The following is a 16,724-nucleotide window of genomic DNA, read 5'->3' on the forward strand; positions in this document are numbered from 1 at the left end:
CTTAAATGTCTTTGTCTTCTTTGGACAGATAGTTCTGAACATAATCGGCAACAGCTTTTTCCAAAGGCCATTTCGCCGGGCTCATGCCCGCTGCCAGCCACTTGTCGGTTTTTGCCTCGGTAAAGTACTGATACTGTCCGCGAATATTTTCCGGCATTTCCAGCCAGTTGATTTTCATATCTTTGCCCATGGCCTTAAACACACCACCAGCCAGATCCAGCCAGGTGCGTGGTTTGCCGAAGCCCATGTTGTAAACACCATTGGCAGGTTTTTTATCCATCAGCTCGGCCATCCAGCCGGTGACGTCTTTCACATACACGAAGTCGCGCATAAATTCGCCGTCTTTGTATTTTGGATCAGCGGATTTAAACAGTCCCAAAGCGCCTGTGTCTTTGATTTGATTGTAAGCTTTGAACGCCACGCTGGACATCGGGCCTTTATGGTATTCATTCGGGCCAAAGACATTGAAGAATTTTAAACCATACCAGTGCGGCGGAGTTTTCGTCTGCTTCACCGCCCAGCGGTCGAACAGAACTTTGGATTCGCCGTACAAGTTCAGCGGACGAAGTTGTTCTGGATCAGTGGTGTCGTCAAAGCCCAGTTCGCCAGCTCCGTAAGTCGCGGCACTGGAGGCGTAGATCATGGATTTGCCATGCTCTGCACACCATTCAAAGATTCTTTGGGTGTAGTGAGTGTTGTTTTCCCAAAGGAAGTTTTTGTTGGTTTCTGTAGTGGAAGAGCAAGCCCCCATATGAATGATCCATGTGACTTTCTTTTTGGCTTCATCAGTTTCAAGGAATGGCCATAGCTCATCCTTCAGCAGGAATTTAGAGATTTTTTGCTTGCGAAGCAGGTTGCGTTCGTCCAATCCCACAGAGTCCACGGCGATCACATCGGTGAACCCTTTTTGGTTGAGTTCCCACACCATCACACTGCCAATAAAACCATTTGCGCCTGTTACGATAATCATAGTGATTTTAAGGTATTACAGCCCCTGGGAAAGCTCAAGGCCGGGGGCGTTGTTTAGGCCCTTGGCGAACAGGAAAAAAGTTCCAAAATACAGCTCCGAAGTGCAACCAATTCGATCTGAGTGGGCATGACCGTTGCTTTAGGAAAACCGTCGGGTCGGAGGCTTTTAGTGCTCAGTTCACCAAGGTTCTTTACATTGTCACTTTCTGTATTGGTTCTGGGGGCCGGCCTTTATCTTTGGCGGGCTTCCGGTACTGCGACCTCGAAGGTCAAATCCACAGAAAACTACTGGGCTGAAACAGGCCTGGGTCCCGCAGCTCTTGAAGACCTTTTGCAGGATCAGACTTGCAGCAGTTCCCAGCGCTACTTCCTGGCTTGCGCCAATTCGATTCTGACGATTGCCAATCGCTACAATCTGAGCCTTGGGTTGAATGGACAGCTTGTTCCTTTCCATGAAGCTTTGTCTGCCGACACCAGTTCAGAAAAAAAGCAGTTGGAGCCTTGGCAGAAATTCTTTGCCGAAAACACGGATCAGGCTGTGAAAATCTCTTTCCTGAAAGTCTGGAAAGATTTGCAGGACAATCATATCCCTGAATCTCAGCACTCTATGATGGTTGGCTTGGGATTGAATGGTTTCATTTCTGTTTTCCGTGATCCTCACACTTACTTCATGCCGGTGTCTCAGTTTCAGGAAGTGATTTCCAGAGCCGACAGTCGCTCTGTCAGTCTGGGGATTTCACTGGGGACTGCTCACGGCAAGTATGTCATTCGTAAGCTGACGGAAGGCAGTCCGGCCAAGCAGGCAGGCCTGCAAAAGGGTGATGTTTTGCTGTCAGTGAATGGTCATGAGGTTCAGGGTCTTTTGCAGGCCCGTGTGTCGGAACTTTTAAAGGGCGAAGTTGGTGAAATTGCGAAAGTTCGTGTTTTGCGAGACGGGGAGGAGCTGACGTTCCGTATGCGCCGTCAGGAAATCACCATCGCCACGGTTTCCACTCGCGTGATCGACGGTATCAAGCCAATTGCGGTTGTTGGAATTAACAAATTTGCCCGTGGCGCGTGCGATAAAGTGAAAGAGTCCCTGGATATTTTGAAGAAGTCACATGTGCGTGGTTTGTTACTGGATCTGCGTGACAATCCGGGTGGCCAGATGGAAGAGGCTGCCTGTATTGCGAGCCTGTTCGTCGGGCCGGATGAAAAAATCTTTGAAGTTCGTTATCTGGACCCAAGTAAAAAGTCAGAGGACTACTATGGCGGCGAGGAAAAGCGTTTCGACCTGCCAATGGCGGTGTTGATCAACGCGGCATCTGCCAGTGCTTCGGAAATCGTTGCCGGAGCCTTGCGTGATTTGAACCGTGCGGTGCTGGTGGGTGAAAGAACTTTCGGAAAAGGCTCTTTCCAGGAAGGTGAATACTGGTCTCAGAACAAAAAGATCGCGTTGTTTGAAACCAAGGGTTTCTACTATCTTCCTTCCGGCAGATCACCGCAGATGAAGGGGCTTGAACCCGATGTGACAGTGAATTTTGAAGAGATCTCTGTGGTGCGCGAGGCAGAGCAGTTCATTCATCCATTGCGTGCCCCGGAAAGACAGGTTCGTCTGGCCGGAAAAGCTTTTGCCACGGGTGAATGTCTGGAAATGGAAGATGGACTTTCTTCAGACGATAAACAGATGACAAAAGCACGTCAGGTTTTATTTTGTACTAAGGCAGTTGCTAGGGCAGGGCTATGATTTCGACGACACTATTTAAGCACAAGTTTATTCCCGCAAAAAAGAAGTCAGACTTTCTGATGATTGTTCTGCATGGTCGCGGTGACAGCATTCGTCCGTTCTTTTCTTTTGATGAAGAAATGAATCTGCCAGAGATGAATTATCTTTTACTGAATGCCCCAAGAAAGTTTTTGGATGGCTATACCTGGTATGGTGAACCGCCATTCCAGGGAAATGGTGTCCTGAAAATTCGCGAAAAGCTTTTTGATTTGCTGAACGATCTGGAAAATCAGGGCTGGGACAGTCGAAAGATCTTCCTGTTTGGATTTTCACAAGGATGTCTGATCAGCGCGGATGTGGGCTTGAATTATCCAAAGCAACTGGGCGGTATCGTTGGTATCAGTGGCTATTTCAACTTCTATCCACGCTGGCGTAATAATCTGTCTTTGGAAGCCAAACAGACCCCTTGGCTGTTTACTCATGGTCACCAGGACGACATCCTGCCTTTGGAAGAAACCAAGTATGGTGTCGATAAGCTGAAAGATGCCGGTTTGCGGGTCCAGTGGGTCGAGATGGAAAAAGATCACACGTTGAAAGACGAAGAGTATCCCATTATAAGACGCTGGGTTCGTGACCAATTATCTGATCTAAGAAAAAATTGAACCCTTATGACGGCCGTCATGTAGCCACCTATCCACCCCTCCGATGAGTTAGATGTTACAAATATTTAACACATCGGATAAGGGGTGAAAAATGTCTGAAACATTCTTTAAGTGGGATCAAAGCCGTCTGACAACACACGTGGATGCCATGGACAATGAACATAAAAAGCTCATTGAGATCATGAACAAGCTCTACGAACGCAATGAAAACAAGGCGACTAAAACAGAACTGGCATCCATCGTGCGCGAACTGGCCGGATGGACAGTGACTCACTTTGATCACGAGGAAAAGTTCTTCGATACATTGCCGTACTCGCAGGCGGCTGTTCATAAAAAAATCCACCGGGATTTGATCGAGCGTCTTAAGGGGCATCAGGCAGAGTTTGAAAAAACCGGCACCTTGACGCCCGCGTTCTTCCAATTCCTGAAAACCTGGCTGACCGCTCATATTATGGGGATCGACACCAAGTACGGCGAAATTGCCGCCAAGAAGTCCGCTTGAAAAAGCAATGCGCCCGTAAGGTTGCATTCTTATTTTAGAACCCGCCTTTTTCCAGCAGACTGACCAGGGAATTGACTGGTGGCTTGATGGGAAGTTCAAGGTGATAGATCAACCCGCCGCCTCCGGCCTGAGCAACGCTTTCCTGTTTGTCGTTAACAATTTTCCCCACTACGGCTTTCTGAATCCCGGTGGGGGAAATGACTTCAATTTCTTCGCCGGGACGCAATCTGTGACGTGCTTCAATTTTAATATATCCCGGCTGTTCGGATTCGCCCAGCACAATGCCCGCAAATTTCTGACTGTAGTTTCTGGAGGTTGAATGGCGATATTCCTGAGAATGATGACTTAGGTTTCCTGCCACAAAGCCTTTGTGATAGCCGCGATTGGCAATCTTATCCAGCTCCAGCAAAAGACTGCGATCGAATTCTTTTCCGGCCGTCATGTCGTCGATGGCTTTGCGATAGATACGTGAAGTCATGGCGGCGTAGTAAACGGATTTGGTGCGCCCTTCGACCTTGAAAGAACAGACGCCCGCGTCGCGTAGCTCGCGCAGGTGCTCAATCACGCACAGGTCCTTGGCATTCATGATATAGGTGCCGTTTTCATCTTCATCAATCTGATAGAACTGCCCTTTGTTGCGCAGATCCTCCAGGTAAAATTCCTCTTCCTTGCTGGCGTCGGCTTTATAGATATTGTAGCCGTAACGGCAGCTGTTGTCACAAACACCCTGATTGGCATCGCGATAGCTCATATAGTGCGACAGCAGGCAGCGGCCGGAATAGGCAATGCAGATAGAGCCGTGAACGAATGCCTCCAACTCGATATCGGGAACCCTTTCATGGATTTCCTTGATTTCCTCCAGACGCAATTCACGGCTTAGGATGATGCGTGTGGCGCCCTGCTGCTGCCAGAATTTTACACTTTGCCAGTTCATGCAGTTGGATTGAACGCTAAGGTGAATATTGACGTCGGGATCGACCTCTTTGGCAATCATCATCAGACCCGGATCGCTCATGATAAAGGCGTCTGGTTTCAGATCGACCCACTTTTTGAAATTTTCACGGAAGGATTTCAGCTTCAGATTGCGTGCGAAAATATTGGCTGTGACGTAGATCTGCTTTCCGTTGTCGCGCGCGAATTGGATTCCTTTTTCAAGGTCTTCAAATGTCATTTCATTTTCACGGGCTCTAAGGCTGAAAAGGGGAACCCCGACATAGACGGCGTCGGCACCAAAGTTATAAGCGTATTTTAGTTTTTCAAGAGAGCCCGCAGGCATCAGCAGTTCCGGATTCATTCCATCCCCTTTTTAAATCAGGGACGTTCTAATCCTTTCGTGATCTGAACTCAACGGAGGGGGCCAAAAATACAACCCTGGGGTTGAGGACCGGGCATTGCTGCCGGGTCCGTGGTTTTAGATGGACTCTTTGTTTTCTTCCACCAGACTTAAAAGCTTGGCATAAAGGTCCATTTTCACCGCTGGGGTGGCCAGTTGGTCCCGGTAGAAGCGACTGACCGGAATTTCCGGCATGCCGTTTTGTTCATAGACCAGCTTATCTACGATTTTTTGAATCTGTTCCATCGGAAGGCCCTTTTTCTTTTCAGAGATGATTTCTTCAACCATCTCAATCAAGGCATTTCCGGTGATGCGTTTGTCAGAGTTTAGTTTTTCAGCGCGATCGCAGATGCCTTTTAAAATATGTTCAGGCTTGTTGCGGCCGGAGGCTGTTTCCACCAGTTCACGGTAGATACTTTGGAAAGCTTCGATATGGCGGCGTTGCTTTTCGCCCATGCGGGCATCGCGGGACTTGGCAAAGCCGGACAGTACAGTCTTAAAGAAACTATTTTCTGTCATCCAGCGTTTTTCAAACGGCAGGGGGCTTTCCATCAGGAAGCGTGGATATTCCTTCATGATCGTGCGCATATTGTAAAGGGCCGGGTGATTCACGCCGTCTGCGACCTTTTCCGTGTTACCGCTGACTTTGGCTCTTTCAAAGAATGAAAACTCTTTGTCAAAGCGTTCAAATAGACCTTCTTTGGCCATAATATGATTGCGTTGAGTTTCGTTAAAGCCCATGCGGTACAGCAGACGCTCAGCCCGTTTTTGATCGAAGGCCTTGTTGAAGTTCAGCACCGCAGGATGCTGGGCGAATTCACGCAAAGGCTTCTTCTTTTTGGTTTTCAGATAATCCGCCATTTGTGCAAAGACCTGCACGATCAGACGGGCTTTTTGTTTTTGTTCGTTCAGGTTGGTCGAGAATCTTTCCACATCATCATAGCGGTATTTGTCATGACGAATGCCGAACTGACGAACACTGCCGTAGTCGATGATGCCGGCATCAGCCAGAACATTGTCACCGTCCCAGTCCAGCCATGCGAAAATATAATCCGTATCCAGAATTGCTGTGAATTCGCCGAAGGACTTGGAGATTTCATTCAGCATTTCATCATACTTGCCAGTGCCCTTGGCTTTAATATTCCAAACTTTATTGTCCACCTGACGATCGATCAGATAGTCGGTGGCCGCTTTCAGATTGTCCCAGCGTTCCTGCTTCAGATACAGGAACAAGTGAGCCGGACGAATCAGGTTCTGCGCGGCGCGAACGCCGATGCCGTAACCTTTGCCCAGATCAATCACACACAGCATGCGTTCTGTACCGATACCCTGCAAATGCATGACTTCAGCCAGAATGGAGGCTCCTAACAGTTCGTCAATTTCGGCCAGACCACAGCCATAGCCAAACTCTGTGCCACCGGTTTTTAGAGGCTTCTGGGCCTGAACAGCACCCGGGGCAAGGCAGGTTACGCCTGTTCCACGACTGGAAACATCCCAGGTGGTGCCGCGGTGGTAAACCGTTCCATTCCAGATGCCGCGCCCATCGCCGGAAGTTTTTCCCTGTTTGTTGCTGTGTTGCAGTTGCAGGTAGCGTGTGGCCATATATTTATGAGGACGGATGGTGGCCGGATCAATGCGACGGTGAGTCAGTTCGTCGTATTCGTTGATGATTTGCAAAGAAAAGGTTTCGATAAGTTTTTGCTGAAGGTCGTCACTCATTTGATGAGGATGATCGGGTGGAATCAATCCCATTTCTTTTGCGAGGATGAAGTTAAAGTAAGCGACATTGCCAGTGTTAAGTTCGCGAACCTTGTAGGAAACAAATCCGTCTTTAACAGCGTCCATCCACGGATGCACACCATTGAGTTGATCGAAAGACGAATAGAAGTTCGTCAGTTGCTGTAACTTTCGAGCGCCACTATGTTTCATCGTCATGTTGCTTCCACCATCCTTGTAGAAAAATGAGACACTCTTCATATCGGCACGACTGGCCTGCACTTTAATATTAAGCCCTAAAAAAGTTCTTCCGAATACTAGACTGGACATAATAAGGGGAAACAATGAAGACATCTGGCTTTTTACTTCTGGTGCTGATTTCGACGACGTCCTTCGCCTTTAAGGGCGCGGCCCCCGGCAAACTCTTGCTTCCGCAGTTCGCGACAGCCCCGGCCTGTGACAGCCGTCCTGAGTTTCTGACAGAGCTGCGCAGCGAGTTCGTGGGTTCCCTGAAACGCCTGCCAGAAACGGTTTTGGTGGCACGAGATGTGGAATACTATGTGGAAAGCACGGCTGGTGCGGGAAAGACGCGCTTGCATGGTTATCAGTCCTTCTTGAAGGCGTCAGACTCGGCGCAAATCCTTTGTGGCAATGCCTCTCAGGACCTTGGCCGTAGATTTTCCCTGCTGGCACCGACTTTAATCGACACTCATAAGAAGCACCGAGTGGGGCAAAGCCTTTGGCAGTTCCAGCTTTTGACAGAGGCACAGCGGTTTTCATTTTGGAATCTGAAAAGTGCAGCGATGCCACCGAATGAAAATCTGGAAGAGTGGCTTGAATCCAGCGGGGCTCAGTATAAGATCTATCAAAGATCCCACACCGAGTTTGAGCTGATGCTGGTGAAAAAAGAGGGCGAAACCTCGCAGTATCTGTCAGTTCGCTACGATGCCGTGCCATTCAGGCCTTAAGTCGATTACGTCCTTCGGCGGAAATAGCCGGGATATTCCAAAACCAGACAATCCTTGTCCACAGTGAGGTCCGCGCTAAAGTGGACCTCTTTTGTTTTTCCGTCGATGGATTCAAAACGATAGATGCTCTGCTCAGTACCCACTTTAAGCTCAGTGTAGCGTTGTGTGGCGGTTTTTGTTTTAAACTGAAGGGCATCCACCCAGGTGACTTCCATTTCGTAAACCTGAAGGAACTGAGAGCGCATCCATTGAATTGGCAGGGTGTTGGTGAATGGGGATGGGTAAATATCCACAAAAAGCGATTCGATCAGGTCTGACGTGCCCAGCTTCTTTGCCGGGTCTGTCAGGGAATGGACGTGATAGTTCTGCACGCTATAGGAATCATCCATGGTGATGCTGTACTTGATTCTTTGCAATTTTCCGCTGGAGTCAGGATAGACCAGCAGGGAGTCGGCGAAAATATTTTCACCCGATTTTTTCAACACCAAATGCTCAAAACCTGGTTCCCGAAGGGATTCCCAGACAACGTCCTGCAATTGCATCTTCACCTCAACAAGGATGATAGCATACTGGACTTGGATTACCGGGTCTAAATTTTCGCGGAAATGATCATGTTTTGGACAGCTCAGATTTTTGCTTCATGCTGAGATAACCTCTCCGATAAGTAAATCAGGAGTTAGGTAGTTTATGGGGTCCGCATCAATTCTAAGGACATTGCTTGCTCGTTATGGGGTCGAAATCGGCCTGCTGGGTTTGATTGCCCTGGGATACCTGACATTTCAGCGTCCGGAACTGTTGCAGATCAGTCAATATTCAGAGCGTCCGAAGACGGAGCTGACTGAAGTTCTGAGCAATGTGGAAAGCATTGTGGCACGTGCTGATTATTTCCAGAATGTTTTCTTGAAATCCCGCAACCCGCAGGACTTGCAAGAGTACAACCAAAGCATTTCATCGTTAAATGGGCAGCTGGCGCGTCTTTCATTGGCCACAAGGAAAGACCCTTCCGCACAACCGGAAGCTGTAAAGCTGGGGCACCTGATTCGTCAGCATATCGAAACGGCGAACAGTCAATTGATGAATCCCGGCCGAAAACCTGCGCAGGCTGAAGAGTCGTTGGATAAAACCAAGTATCAAATTCAGCATCAGTTGATCGAAATGAAAGCGGCGGCGGCTCCTTTGAATTTCAAACCCACAGCACAAGGTCTTCAGTTTTTGTGGGGATTGGGGGCGGCTGTATTCCTCATTCTGGTCAGCCGCGTGTTGCAAAGAAAAGAGCACCATCAGCAAACTCAGCATATCCAGAGTCTGGAAGGAAAATCCATCTTGCTGGATACTATTCTAAATAGCATGAGCGAGGCCCTGATTGTGGTGGATCAGAACGGCTGGTTCACGCATTACAATGCGGCGGCACAAAGGATCATCGGATCAAAGATCAAGGAAGTTTCCACGGATTCCAGTGTCGAAGCCCTGGGCTTTTACAGCCCTGAAGAAGGCCGTCTCTATACCCGTAAAGAACTGCCGTTGTATCGCGCTTTAAGCGGCGATCGGGTGGATGATCTGGAAATCTTCGTGCAGAATCAGGAGCATCCGGAAGGCATTTATATTTCCTTAAGCAGTCGTCCACTGAATGATATTGAGGGCGGTATTTCCGGGGCTTTGATTGTCTTTAAGGATGTCAGCCGTCGCAAGATGGTTGAGCAGGAATGGATCAAGGCGCGGGAAGCCGCAGTGGAGGCTTCACAGAAAAAGTCCGACTTCCTGGCGGCCATGAGCCACGAGATTCGCACACCGATGAATGGTGTGATCGGAATGACCACGCTTTTGCGAGATACCTATATGAATCCGGAACAGCAGGATTATGTGGGGAACATCAAGCGTTCGGCAGAATCCCTGTTGATGTTGATTAACGATCTTTTGGATCATTCTAAAATTGAAGCTGGTAAAATCCGTCTGGAACCACAGCCTTTGGATTTACAGTTCCTTGTTGAAGATGTGTTGGAGATGTTTAAGCCCACCACGGCGGAAAAGAACATCGGGTTGGAGTGTCGCTTCGATGGTAAGATGTCATGGCACTATAAAGGTGACGGGGGTCGCCTGCGTCAGATTCTGGTGAATCTGATCGGCAATGCGGTAAAGTTCACAGAAAAAGGTTTTGTGCGTATCGAGATTTCCAGTCGCGGTGACAGTGATGGAAAAACAGCCCTGTTGTTTGAAATCAAGGATACAGGGCAGGGATTGCAGGAACACGAAAAGAAGTCCCTGTTCCAAAAGTATTTCCAGGCAGGGGCCGGTATGAAGTTCGGTGGAACGGGCCTGGGCCTTTCTATTTGCAGGCAGCTTGTGGATTTGATGGGTGGAAATATCGGTGTGGAAAGTGTACCGGGTGTGGGCTCGAACTTCTGGTTCCAGGTGGAGCTGCCGATTTGCAGTGAAGACGAATTACCACAATCTTCGGAAATTCGTTTTGCAAAGATCTTCACGGGTCATGTTCTGGTGGCTGAAGACCAGGTGGTCAATCAGCGGGTGGCGGAATCCTATCTGCGCAAGCTGGGATTGACGGTGGATATCGCAGGCAACGGCGAGATCGCTTTACAGAAACTTCAGGCACGAAACTATGATCTGGTCTTTATGGACTGCCAGATGCCAGTGTTAAATGGCTATCAGGCCACGCGACAACTGCGTCTGCTGGAAAACACGAAAGCGCGCAAAACCCCGGTGATAGCGCTGACGGCCGAAGGCACCAGTGGTGAACGCAAGTCCTGCTTTGAAGCGGGGATGGATGATTTTTTGACGAAGCCTTTGGAGCTGCATAGACTGATCGAAGTTTTACACCGATGGATTAAACCTACGGAAAAAACCCTGGACTTGCGAGCTTTGCAGAACCTTAAAGACCTGGTGTCGCAGGATCGTGATCTGACGGAGGTGTTAATCGAGGATCTGGAGCAGTCCGGCCCGGTTTTGTTGCACGAGATTCGCGAAGGTATAACTCAGTCTGACCGTGATCGGGTTTCCGAGGCCGCACATGCATTGAAATCCAGTGCGGCGACCTTGGGGGCTAAAAATGTGGCGGAACTTTGTCAGAAGCTGGAAGACATCGAAGACTTTGGCGAGGCAGAGTTCCTGTTAAAGCAAGTCGAACGGAAGCTTTTTGAAAGCCTGTCTGAACTTAAACTGTACTCTGCCAGAACGAAGGCGGCGTGATATGGCAAAGATACTGATCGTGGATGACCAAAAAAGTGTCCTGCTGACTTTGGAAGCTTTGCTTCTGAAGGACAATCATCTTGTCACATCCTGCACCAATTCCATAGACGCTTTGGATCGCCTGACCAACGAACCATTTGATTTGATGATCACAGATGCCATCATGCCCGGAGGGGCCACTGGGTATGCTTTGATCCGCACTGTTCGTAATAATCCGCAAATTGCCAGGATGCCTGTGATCCTGCTGACAGGAAAACGCGAAAAGGCGGATGTTGAAAAGGGAATTGAATCCGGCGCCAATGACTATGTGGTAAAGCCCATCGACCCTGAACTGCTTTTGGCTAAGATTAAAAATCTGCTGGCAAAAAGCGAAAAGGACACGGCTCACTTTGTGGAAGCCCCGGTGTATGCCAAGGCCGAATGGGAAACCAAGACCGAGATCATGACTGTTTCAGAGCTGGGTATGATTATCAAATCCAACGTGCCAATGCCGCTGGGAATGGTGCTGCGTCTGTCCAGCAGTTTGTATGACGATATTGGCATCAGCAAGATGCCGTTACGAATTACAGCTTGCGAGGAAACCAAAACAGCAACGGAAACCTTCTTCCGCATTCAGGTTCACTTTGTTGGTTTGACGGAAAAAGAGCTGACCCCACTGCGATTGTGGATTCGATCAAAAAAACTATGATTCTTTAACGACAGTGGCAAACCCACCATAAGGTGTGCGCAAGTTTGTAACCTGTCCCTGATACAGGCGAGCCAGAACCAATTGCATACGTCCCTGATAAGCATAACAGCGCAGATCATACTTGAAGGCCTGAGGACCTTCCGGAGTTTCAAAGGTCTGTTCTGGTGCTGGAACAAATTCCTGCGCAATCATGTCATGCCCGATAATTTTATCAAAAGCACTGCGACTGATTGAAGATCCACGATAGGACTGCTTGGAGCCAAAGGCATTTTTGGGTTTAAAGAAGAACTTTTTGCGTTCCGCCCAGATTTCAGCCGATTTTGATTCGCAGACATCATAGGATTCAGGAACAGATGTGCGGATCAACTCCAGATCCGATCCTGACAGCCCTTGGGATTCCAAGAAGCCCGGGACACCCCAGTCAATCAAACGCTGCTTATCTGCCAGCATCAGGTATTCAAATGGATTTGGTGACAGGCAAACCTCGCGGTTCAGGAACTTTTCGCGTAAAACTGAACTGGAAGGCTCGGTCAGGAAGAAGTCCGTATAGCGATTGTAAATAAAGTCCGGAGAGAACTCTTTGAACAGATCGCGATAATCGACGATGCGGGAATCCCAGCCGTAGGATTTAAACAGCTCATTGTAAGCCAGGAACTCCACAAACAGGCGCTGATCAGAAGGGGCTTCATCAGTGATGGCCACTTTGAATGACACTTCTGTCGTTTTACCCTGCAAAGACATCTCTGTTTCGATCATCTTGCGGATTTCATCGCGGGAAAAATCCGCCACGGGCAGGGCATGCCCTTTCATCTGGTACATTTCATAGCCCAGAATCAGGAAGGCCGCATTGGTGTTCACCTCGATGAGCTTCAGGTTCTGATGCTCGTCCAGGTGAAAATCATAGCTCATCATGACGGACTTGTTGCCCGGGTCCTTAAGACCTTTTTCCGCAATGATATTTTCGTAGTGTTTCAGGTAAGAGGACTGTTCGCGCAAATTGAACAGCAGGGATACAATCTTTTCCGCCTTTTTGACCACGGCTTCCGGAAGTGTGACCGCAAAAGGGGAGATCAGGTTTTCGGAAACCAGATCTTCAAGAGGCTTGGTGGCAAGCCCCTTGTAGGAAGAACGAAGCTGTTGGATAAAATCAGCTTTCAGATTCATGGCTATTTCAACGGTGTGATGTGGTCATCACCAGCTTTCCAGCCAGCCTGACAAAGTTCACCGCTTTGGCAGCCCTGAAGAACGCGCAGAATCTCTTTCGCGTCACGACCCACGGATGTGTTGTGGATGCCCATGTACTGAATTTTTTGTTCTGGATCAATGATGAACGTGCCGCGAGTCGCGATACCACGGTCTTCAAACAAAACGCCATAATCGCGGGCGATACGTTTGGTCAGATCCGCCATCAACGGATAACCCAGATTGCCAAGATCATCACGCAACCAGCGTTTGTGAGAATGAACAGAATCCACGCTGCAACCGATCACGGTGGCACCAGCCTGCTGGAAGGAATTCAGATGCTCGCGGAACTGCGTCAGTTCTGTCGGGCAGACAAATGTGAAATCCAGAGGATAGAAGAACAGGACAACCCATTTTCCTTTGAAATCATTTAGGGAAATGTCGCGAACTTCGCCGCCATCAAAAACAGCCTGCGCTGTGAATTGTGGAGCGGGTTGATTAATCATTGGCATACAGATGTCTCCTTGCTATTAATTGATGCCTTTGGTGGGGCTTAAAAGGCAAGGAGAAACTGTGAAAATCATCTCTTGGAATGTGAATGGAATTAGGGCTTGCTACAAGAAGGGACTGATGGATTTTCTGAATACAGAAAAACCGGATATTTTCTGCGTTCAGGAAACAAAAGCTCACATTGATCAGGTTGAAACAGAGACGCGCACATTGCGCTGGGAGCATTCCTACTGGTCCTCGGCCCAACGCAAAGGTTACTCAGGTGTGGCCACATTCCTGCACACCCCACCGGCAAACGTGCAGTATCACTTCAATGATATTCCTGATTACGAGTCCGAAGGACGCATTGTCATGACCGATCACGGGATGTTTGATCTGTACAACATCTACTTCCCCAACGGGGGCTCGGGGGTGGAGCGCCACAACTTCAAACAGCAGTTTCTGAAAGATCTGAATGTGCATCTGAAGGAAAAACTTCAGTCGGGCCGTCAGGTCGTTGTTGTGGGTGATTACAATGTGGCTCATGAAAATATCGATGTCTTTGATCCGATCAAACTGTCGAAGGAAAGTGGTTTTCTGCCGGAAGAGCGCGTGTGGTTCGATCAGTTTTTGGAGTTGGGTTTCATCGACACCTTCCGTTATTTTAAACCCACCGAAGCAAAGCGTTATTCATGGTGGGATATGCGCACCTTCGGGCGTATCGCCAATCGTGGATGGCGTATTGACTATGTTTGTATTTCAAAAGGTCTTGAGAAATATCTGTCTTCAGCAGATATTCTCGAACAAGTTGAAGGCTCTGACCACTGCCCGGTTGTAGCCACATTTGCTTTTTAATCCGAAGGAGTCCCCATGCTGATGATTCCCTTTCCTTTTCTGATCGCCGAACTGGTGATTTTCTTTCTGGCGGTTCAGGAGTGGGGTTTTCTGAACACGCTGGGCTTGTATCTGCTGCCATGTCTGCTGGGCTTTTTAATTGTGGCAACTGTGGGTCGTCTGGCGATGATGAACATGCAAACTTCAATGATGCGCGGGCAGTTGCCAGCCAATAAAATTCTACATTCGGGTGCGATCTTTATTTCCGGTCTGCTGTTCTTGATTCCGTCCTTCTTTGCCCGGGTCGCTGCCATGGTATTGTTTCTGCCAGGTCTTCGTCATTTGGCGGTGTGGAGATTTAAGTTCTACATGGCAAAAAAAATGGCTCAGGGGTCAGCCCGTGTCTTTAACTTCGGCGGCCCTTTCGGTTTCGGCGCAGGGATGGGAACTGGGGGCGGTCCCGGCAATGCAGGCGGTTTCAGATATTATGAATTCCGCAACAACGGAGCAGGGTTTGAAGAAGTTCGCGAAGAACGTGAAATCAACGCCGAAGTTCTGGATGTCACCCCGCTGGAAATTTCTCACGACACCAAGCCAGAGAAAAAAGACTAACGGGAAACGACTTGACCACCTTTGGATTGGTTGGAAACCACCGGGCCGAAGTATTTGCGGAACATGGACTGTCCCAAGTGCGCGGATTTTACGGTCCAGAATTTCTTATTCACAGTGATTGCTGCCACTGCGATTTTACGTTCACCATCCAATGCGTAACCCACGAACCAGTCTGTGCGGCCGAGATGCTGCGCGAGGATCTGTCGAACATGGGACCTTGGCGACAGAGGCTGCAATCATGGCGCCCTGTACGGGGCTCATGCGGTTGGTTTTGTTGTAACCGGAAGCCACCTCGGCCATTTCAAAGCCTTTGCCTGGTGGTACATAAGCCACGCCCATTTCCACGGGGAAGTCCGCAGGAATTTCCTGATTGAACATAAAGCGATTGGCATATTCGTTCAGATCTTCGGGGTGCAGGTTTTCGATGCTCAAGCGGCCGAAGGCTGTGTTGATAGAGCGGGCGAAGGCGTCTTTCAAAGTGATCACATTGGTCCAACGGGTCACTTTATCAGAAAGAACATTTTTTTTGTAAAGAGTGTAAGCACCGCCGTTGTAGCGGATCTTGTGTTCTGGGCTAACGCCGGCCTTATCAACAGCGGCAGTGGCGGTTACAACCTTGAATACGGAAGCTGCCGGAAAGGTCGCCTGTAGATTCAGATTCGGAGCGTGGGCATCATCGCGTTGATAGCTGGACATGGCCAGAACCTCGCCTGTCATGGCATCGATCATGAAGATCGCACCGTAGTCGGGCTTGTAAGACTTCAAAAGACGGTCGGCTTCACGCTGAAGAGTTTCATCAATCGTATAGCTGATTTTTACGGAATGATCGTCACCGTTCCATGGGATTTTAAAAGACTCTGGCAGATCATTCGCGCGGATTTTTTCACCAAGGGCTTTGGCAAGCTGGGTGCGCTGTTCGAGTTGAGTTTGGATTTTCTGATGAGCTTGGGCTTCCTGGCTGTCGGCAGAGGACGTGAAACCCAGAAGAGAGTATAAGGCGATGGCGCCGGCTCCAGAAAAAACGAGCAGTTTTAGCAACTTAGATTTGTTTTTAGATGACATTGTTTTATGGTAGCATCAGTTTTTTAACGCTTTCAAGAGCATTCTCAGAAGAAGCCGCTGGAAATGCCATTCTGGTGCGCTTTTCGGGCCATTCTTGCGTGACTCTCGAGGGGACTTGGACTAAAGACTAATATACATGAAGACCAAAGAACGCATTCTCGTTACCTCCATTGAACTCTTCAATCGCAGCGGTGTTGTGGCTATCACGACCAATCACATCGCCAAGGCCATGGATATCAGCCCGGGCAACCTCTATTTTCACTATGACAATAAGGAAGAGATTCTAATAGAGCTATTTAAGAGAATGGCGAAAGATACTTACGATGTTTGGCGTCCCAGCCGCACCAAGAAGTACACTCCGTTGGCCTTCATCAGCGATAACTTCGAGCTGTACTGGCGCTATCGCTTCTTCCATCGTGAAATGTACGCCCTTCGCCGCAAGGATCAGCAGTTGGCGAAGATGTGGCGCAACCACATCCAGAAAATGATGAAGTTGATGGTCATCCTTTACCGCCAATGGGTGAAGGACGGCAAAATGATCAAGATCGCCGAGGTCTCTGAAATGCAGTACATCGCTGAATCCCTGTTGGCGATGGCGACGACCTTCCTGCAGTTCTTTGAGTCCGCTGAAAAACAGCCCGGCAAGCGCAGTATCGAGCGTGGTAAGCGCCACGTGGCCCGTCTGCTTTTGCCTTACACATCTGGCGAAACCAAGAACGAGTTTGAAAAATTTCTAAAGTCCTAGCCTAAAACGTCACCTGAGATCGAATATAAGTCGGTCTCAGCTGGCAGAGTCATTGC

The 16,724-nt window shown here is 48.9% G+C and carries 17 protein-coding genes; 9 read left to right on the plus strand and 8 right to left on the minus strand.

Features of this window, described 5'->3' with window-relative positions; all coding sequences use genetic code 11:
• Position 1: 1 nt before the first annotated feature.
• Entirely contained in the window at positions 2 to 970 is a 969-nt protein-coding gene (gene rfaD, locus EZJ49_RS13870) for an ADP-glyceromanno-heptose 6-epimerase (protein ID WP_262552791.1), read from the minus strand.
• A gap of 168 nt (positions 971 to 1,138) precedes the next feature.
• Between rfaD and EZJ49_RS13875 the strand changes: the two genes are divergently transcribed.
• From EZJ49_RS13875 to EZJ49_RS13885, 3 genes are all read left to right on the plus strand, one after another.
• Positions 1,139 to 2,695, plus strand: coding sequence for a S41 family peptidase (locus EZJ49_RS13875; protein WP_262552792.1), 1,557 nt, complete (start codon positions 1,139 to 1,141; stop codon positions 2,693 to 2,695).
• Positions 2,692 to 3,336 (plus strand): alpha/beta hydrolase, encoded by a 645-nt coding sequence (locus EZJ49_RS13880; protein ID WP_262552793.1) that lies wholly within the window; start codon positions 2,692 to 2,694, stop codon positions 3,334 to 3,336. Before EZJ49_RS13875 ends, EZJ49_RS13880 begins: the two co-directional genes overlap by 4 nt.
• 91 nt (positions 3,337 to 3,427) lie before the next feature.
• Positions 3,428 to 3,838: a bacteriohemerythrin gene (locus tag EZJ49_RS13885; RefSeq protein WP_262552794.1), complete on the plus strand. Its 411-nt coding sequence runs from the start codon at positions 3,428 to 3,430 to the stop codon at positions 3,836 to 3,838.
• 34 nt (positions 3,839 to 3,872) lie between these two features.
• Here the strand turns inward: EZJ49_RS13885 and EZJ49_RS13890 are convergent, their stop codons facing one another.
• Both EZJ49_RS13890 and EZJ49_RS13895 read right to left on the minus strand, forming a co-directional pair.
• The gene (locus EZJ49_RS13890; protein WP_262552795.1) at positions 3,873 to 5,132 is read right to left on the minus strand and encodes a U32 family peptidase C-terminal domain-containing protein; all 1,260 of its coding nucleotides are present in this window, start codon (positions 5,130 to 5,132) and stop codon (positions 3,873 to 3,875) included.
• A 117-nt stretch (positions 5,133 to 5,249) separates the two neighbouring features.
• Positions 5,250 to 7,106 (minus strand): hypothetical protein, encoded by a 1,857-nt coding sequence (locus EZJ49_RS13895; RefSeq protein ID WP_262552796.1) that lies wholly within the window; start codon positions 7,104 to 7,106, stop codon positions 5,250 to 5,252.
• A gap of 125 nt (positions 7,107 to 7,231) precedes the next feature.
• On the opposite strand from EZJ49_RS13895, the gene EZJ49_RS13900 reads away from it, so the two are divergent.
• Positions 7,232 to 7,855, plus strand: a complete 624-nt coding sequence (locus EZJ49_RS13900) for a hypothetical protein (RefSeq protein WP_262552797.1) — start codon at positions 7,232 to 7,234, stop codon at positions 7,853 to 7,855.
• Positions 7,856 to 7,860: 5 nt separating this feature from the next.
• Here the strand turns inward: EZJ49_RS13900 and EZJ49_RS13905 are convergent, their stop codons facing one another.
• Positions 7,861 to 8,397, minus strand: coding sequence for a putative glycolipid-binding domain-containing protein (locus EZJ49_RS13905; RefSeq protein ID WP_262552798.1), 537 nt, complete (start codon positions 8,395 to 8,397; stop codon positions 7,861 to 7,863).
• A 145-nt stretch (positions 8,398 to 8,542) separates the two neighbouring features.
• Here EZJ49_RS13905 and EZJ49_RS13910 point away from each other — a divergent pair, with 145 nt between their 5' ends.
• Both EZJ49_RS13910 and EZJ49_RS13915 read left to right on the plus strand, forming a co-directional pair.
• A complete protein-coding gene (locus tag EZJ49_RS13910) occupies positions 8,543 to 11,056 on the plus strand; it encodes an ATP-binding protein (protein WP_262552799.1) in 2,514 nt (837 codons plus the stop codon).
• Position 11,057: 1 nt separating this feature from the next.
• A complete protein-coding gene (locus tag EZJ49_RS13915; RefSeq protein ID WP_262552800.1) occupies positions 11,058 to 11,744 on the plus strand; it encodes a PleD family two-component system response regulator in 687 nt (228 codons plus the stop codon).
• Here EZJ49_RS13915 and EZJ49_RS13920 read toward each other — a convergent pair.
• Positions 11,739 to 12,908 (minus strand): hypothetical protein, encoded by a 1,170-nt coding sequence (locus EZJ49_RS13920; protein WP_262552801.1) that lies wholly within the window; start codon positions 12,906 to 12,908, stop codon positions 11,739 to 11,741. The two genes, EZJ49_RS13915 and EZJ49_RS13920, sit on opposite strands and share 6 nt — an antisense overlap.
• A 2-nt stretch (positions 12,909 to 12,910) precedes the next feature.
• The gene (locus EZJ49_RS13925) at positions 12,911 to 13,438 is read right to left on the minus strand and encodes a peroxiredoxin (RefSeq protein ID WP_262552802.1); all 528 of its coding nucleotides are present in this window, start codon (positions 13,436 to 13,438) and stop codon (positions 12,911 to 12,913) included.
• Positions 13,439 to 13,499: 61 nt separating this feature from the next.
• On the opposite strand from EZJ49_RS13925, the gene EZJ49_RS13930 reads away from it, so the two are divergent.
• Positions 13,500 to 14,270, plus strand: coding sequence for an exodeoxyribonuclease III (locus EZJ49_RS13930; protein ID WP_262552803.1), 771 nt, complete (start codon positions 13,500 to 13,502; stop codon positions 14,268 to 14,270).
• 15 nt (positions 14,271 to 14,285) lie between these two features.
• Complete coding sequence (locus EZJ49_RS13935; protein WP_262552804.1) at positions 14,286 to 14,861, plus strand: FxsA family protein; 576 nt, start codon at positions 14,286 to 14,288, stop codon at positions 14,859 to 14,861.
• Here the strand turns inward: EZJ49_RS13935 and EZJ49_RS13940 are convergent.
• Positions 14,858 to 15,025: a hypothetical protein gene (locus EZJ49_RS13940; protein ID WP_262552805.1), complete on the minus strand. Its 168-nt coding sequence runs from the start codon at positions 15,023 to 15,025 to the stop codon at positions 14,858 to 14,860. The two genes, EZJ49_RS13935 and EZJ49_RS13940, sit on opposite strands and share 4 nt — an antisense overlap.
• Entirely contained in the window at positions 15,003 to 15,923 is a 921-nt protein-coding gene (locus EZJ49_RS13945) for a penicillin-binding transpeptidase domain-containing protein (protein WP_262552806.1), read from the minus strand. The genes EZJ49_RS13940 and EZJ49_RS13945 overlap by 23 nt, the downstream gene beginning before the upstream one ends.
• Positions 15,924 to 16,059: 136 nt before the next feature.
• On the opposite strand from EZJ49_RS13945, the gene EZJ49_RS13950 reads away from it, so the two are divergent.
• Positions 16,060 to 16,668: a TetR/AcrR family transcriptional regulator gene (locus tag EZJ49_RS13950; protein WP_262552807.1), complete on the plus strand. Its 609-nt coding sequence runs from the start codon at positions 16,060 to 16,062 to the stop codon at positions 16,666 to 16,668.
• Positions 16,669 to 16,724: the final 56 nt, after the last annotated feature.

Source organism: Bdellovibrio bacteriovorus, from assembly GCF_025558485.1.
Classification (GTDB): Bacteria; Bdellovibrionota; Bdellovibrionia; order Bdellovibrionales; family Bdellovibrionaceae; genus Bdellovibrio; species Bdellovibrio bacteriovorus_G.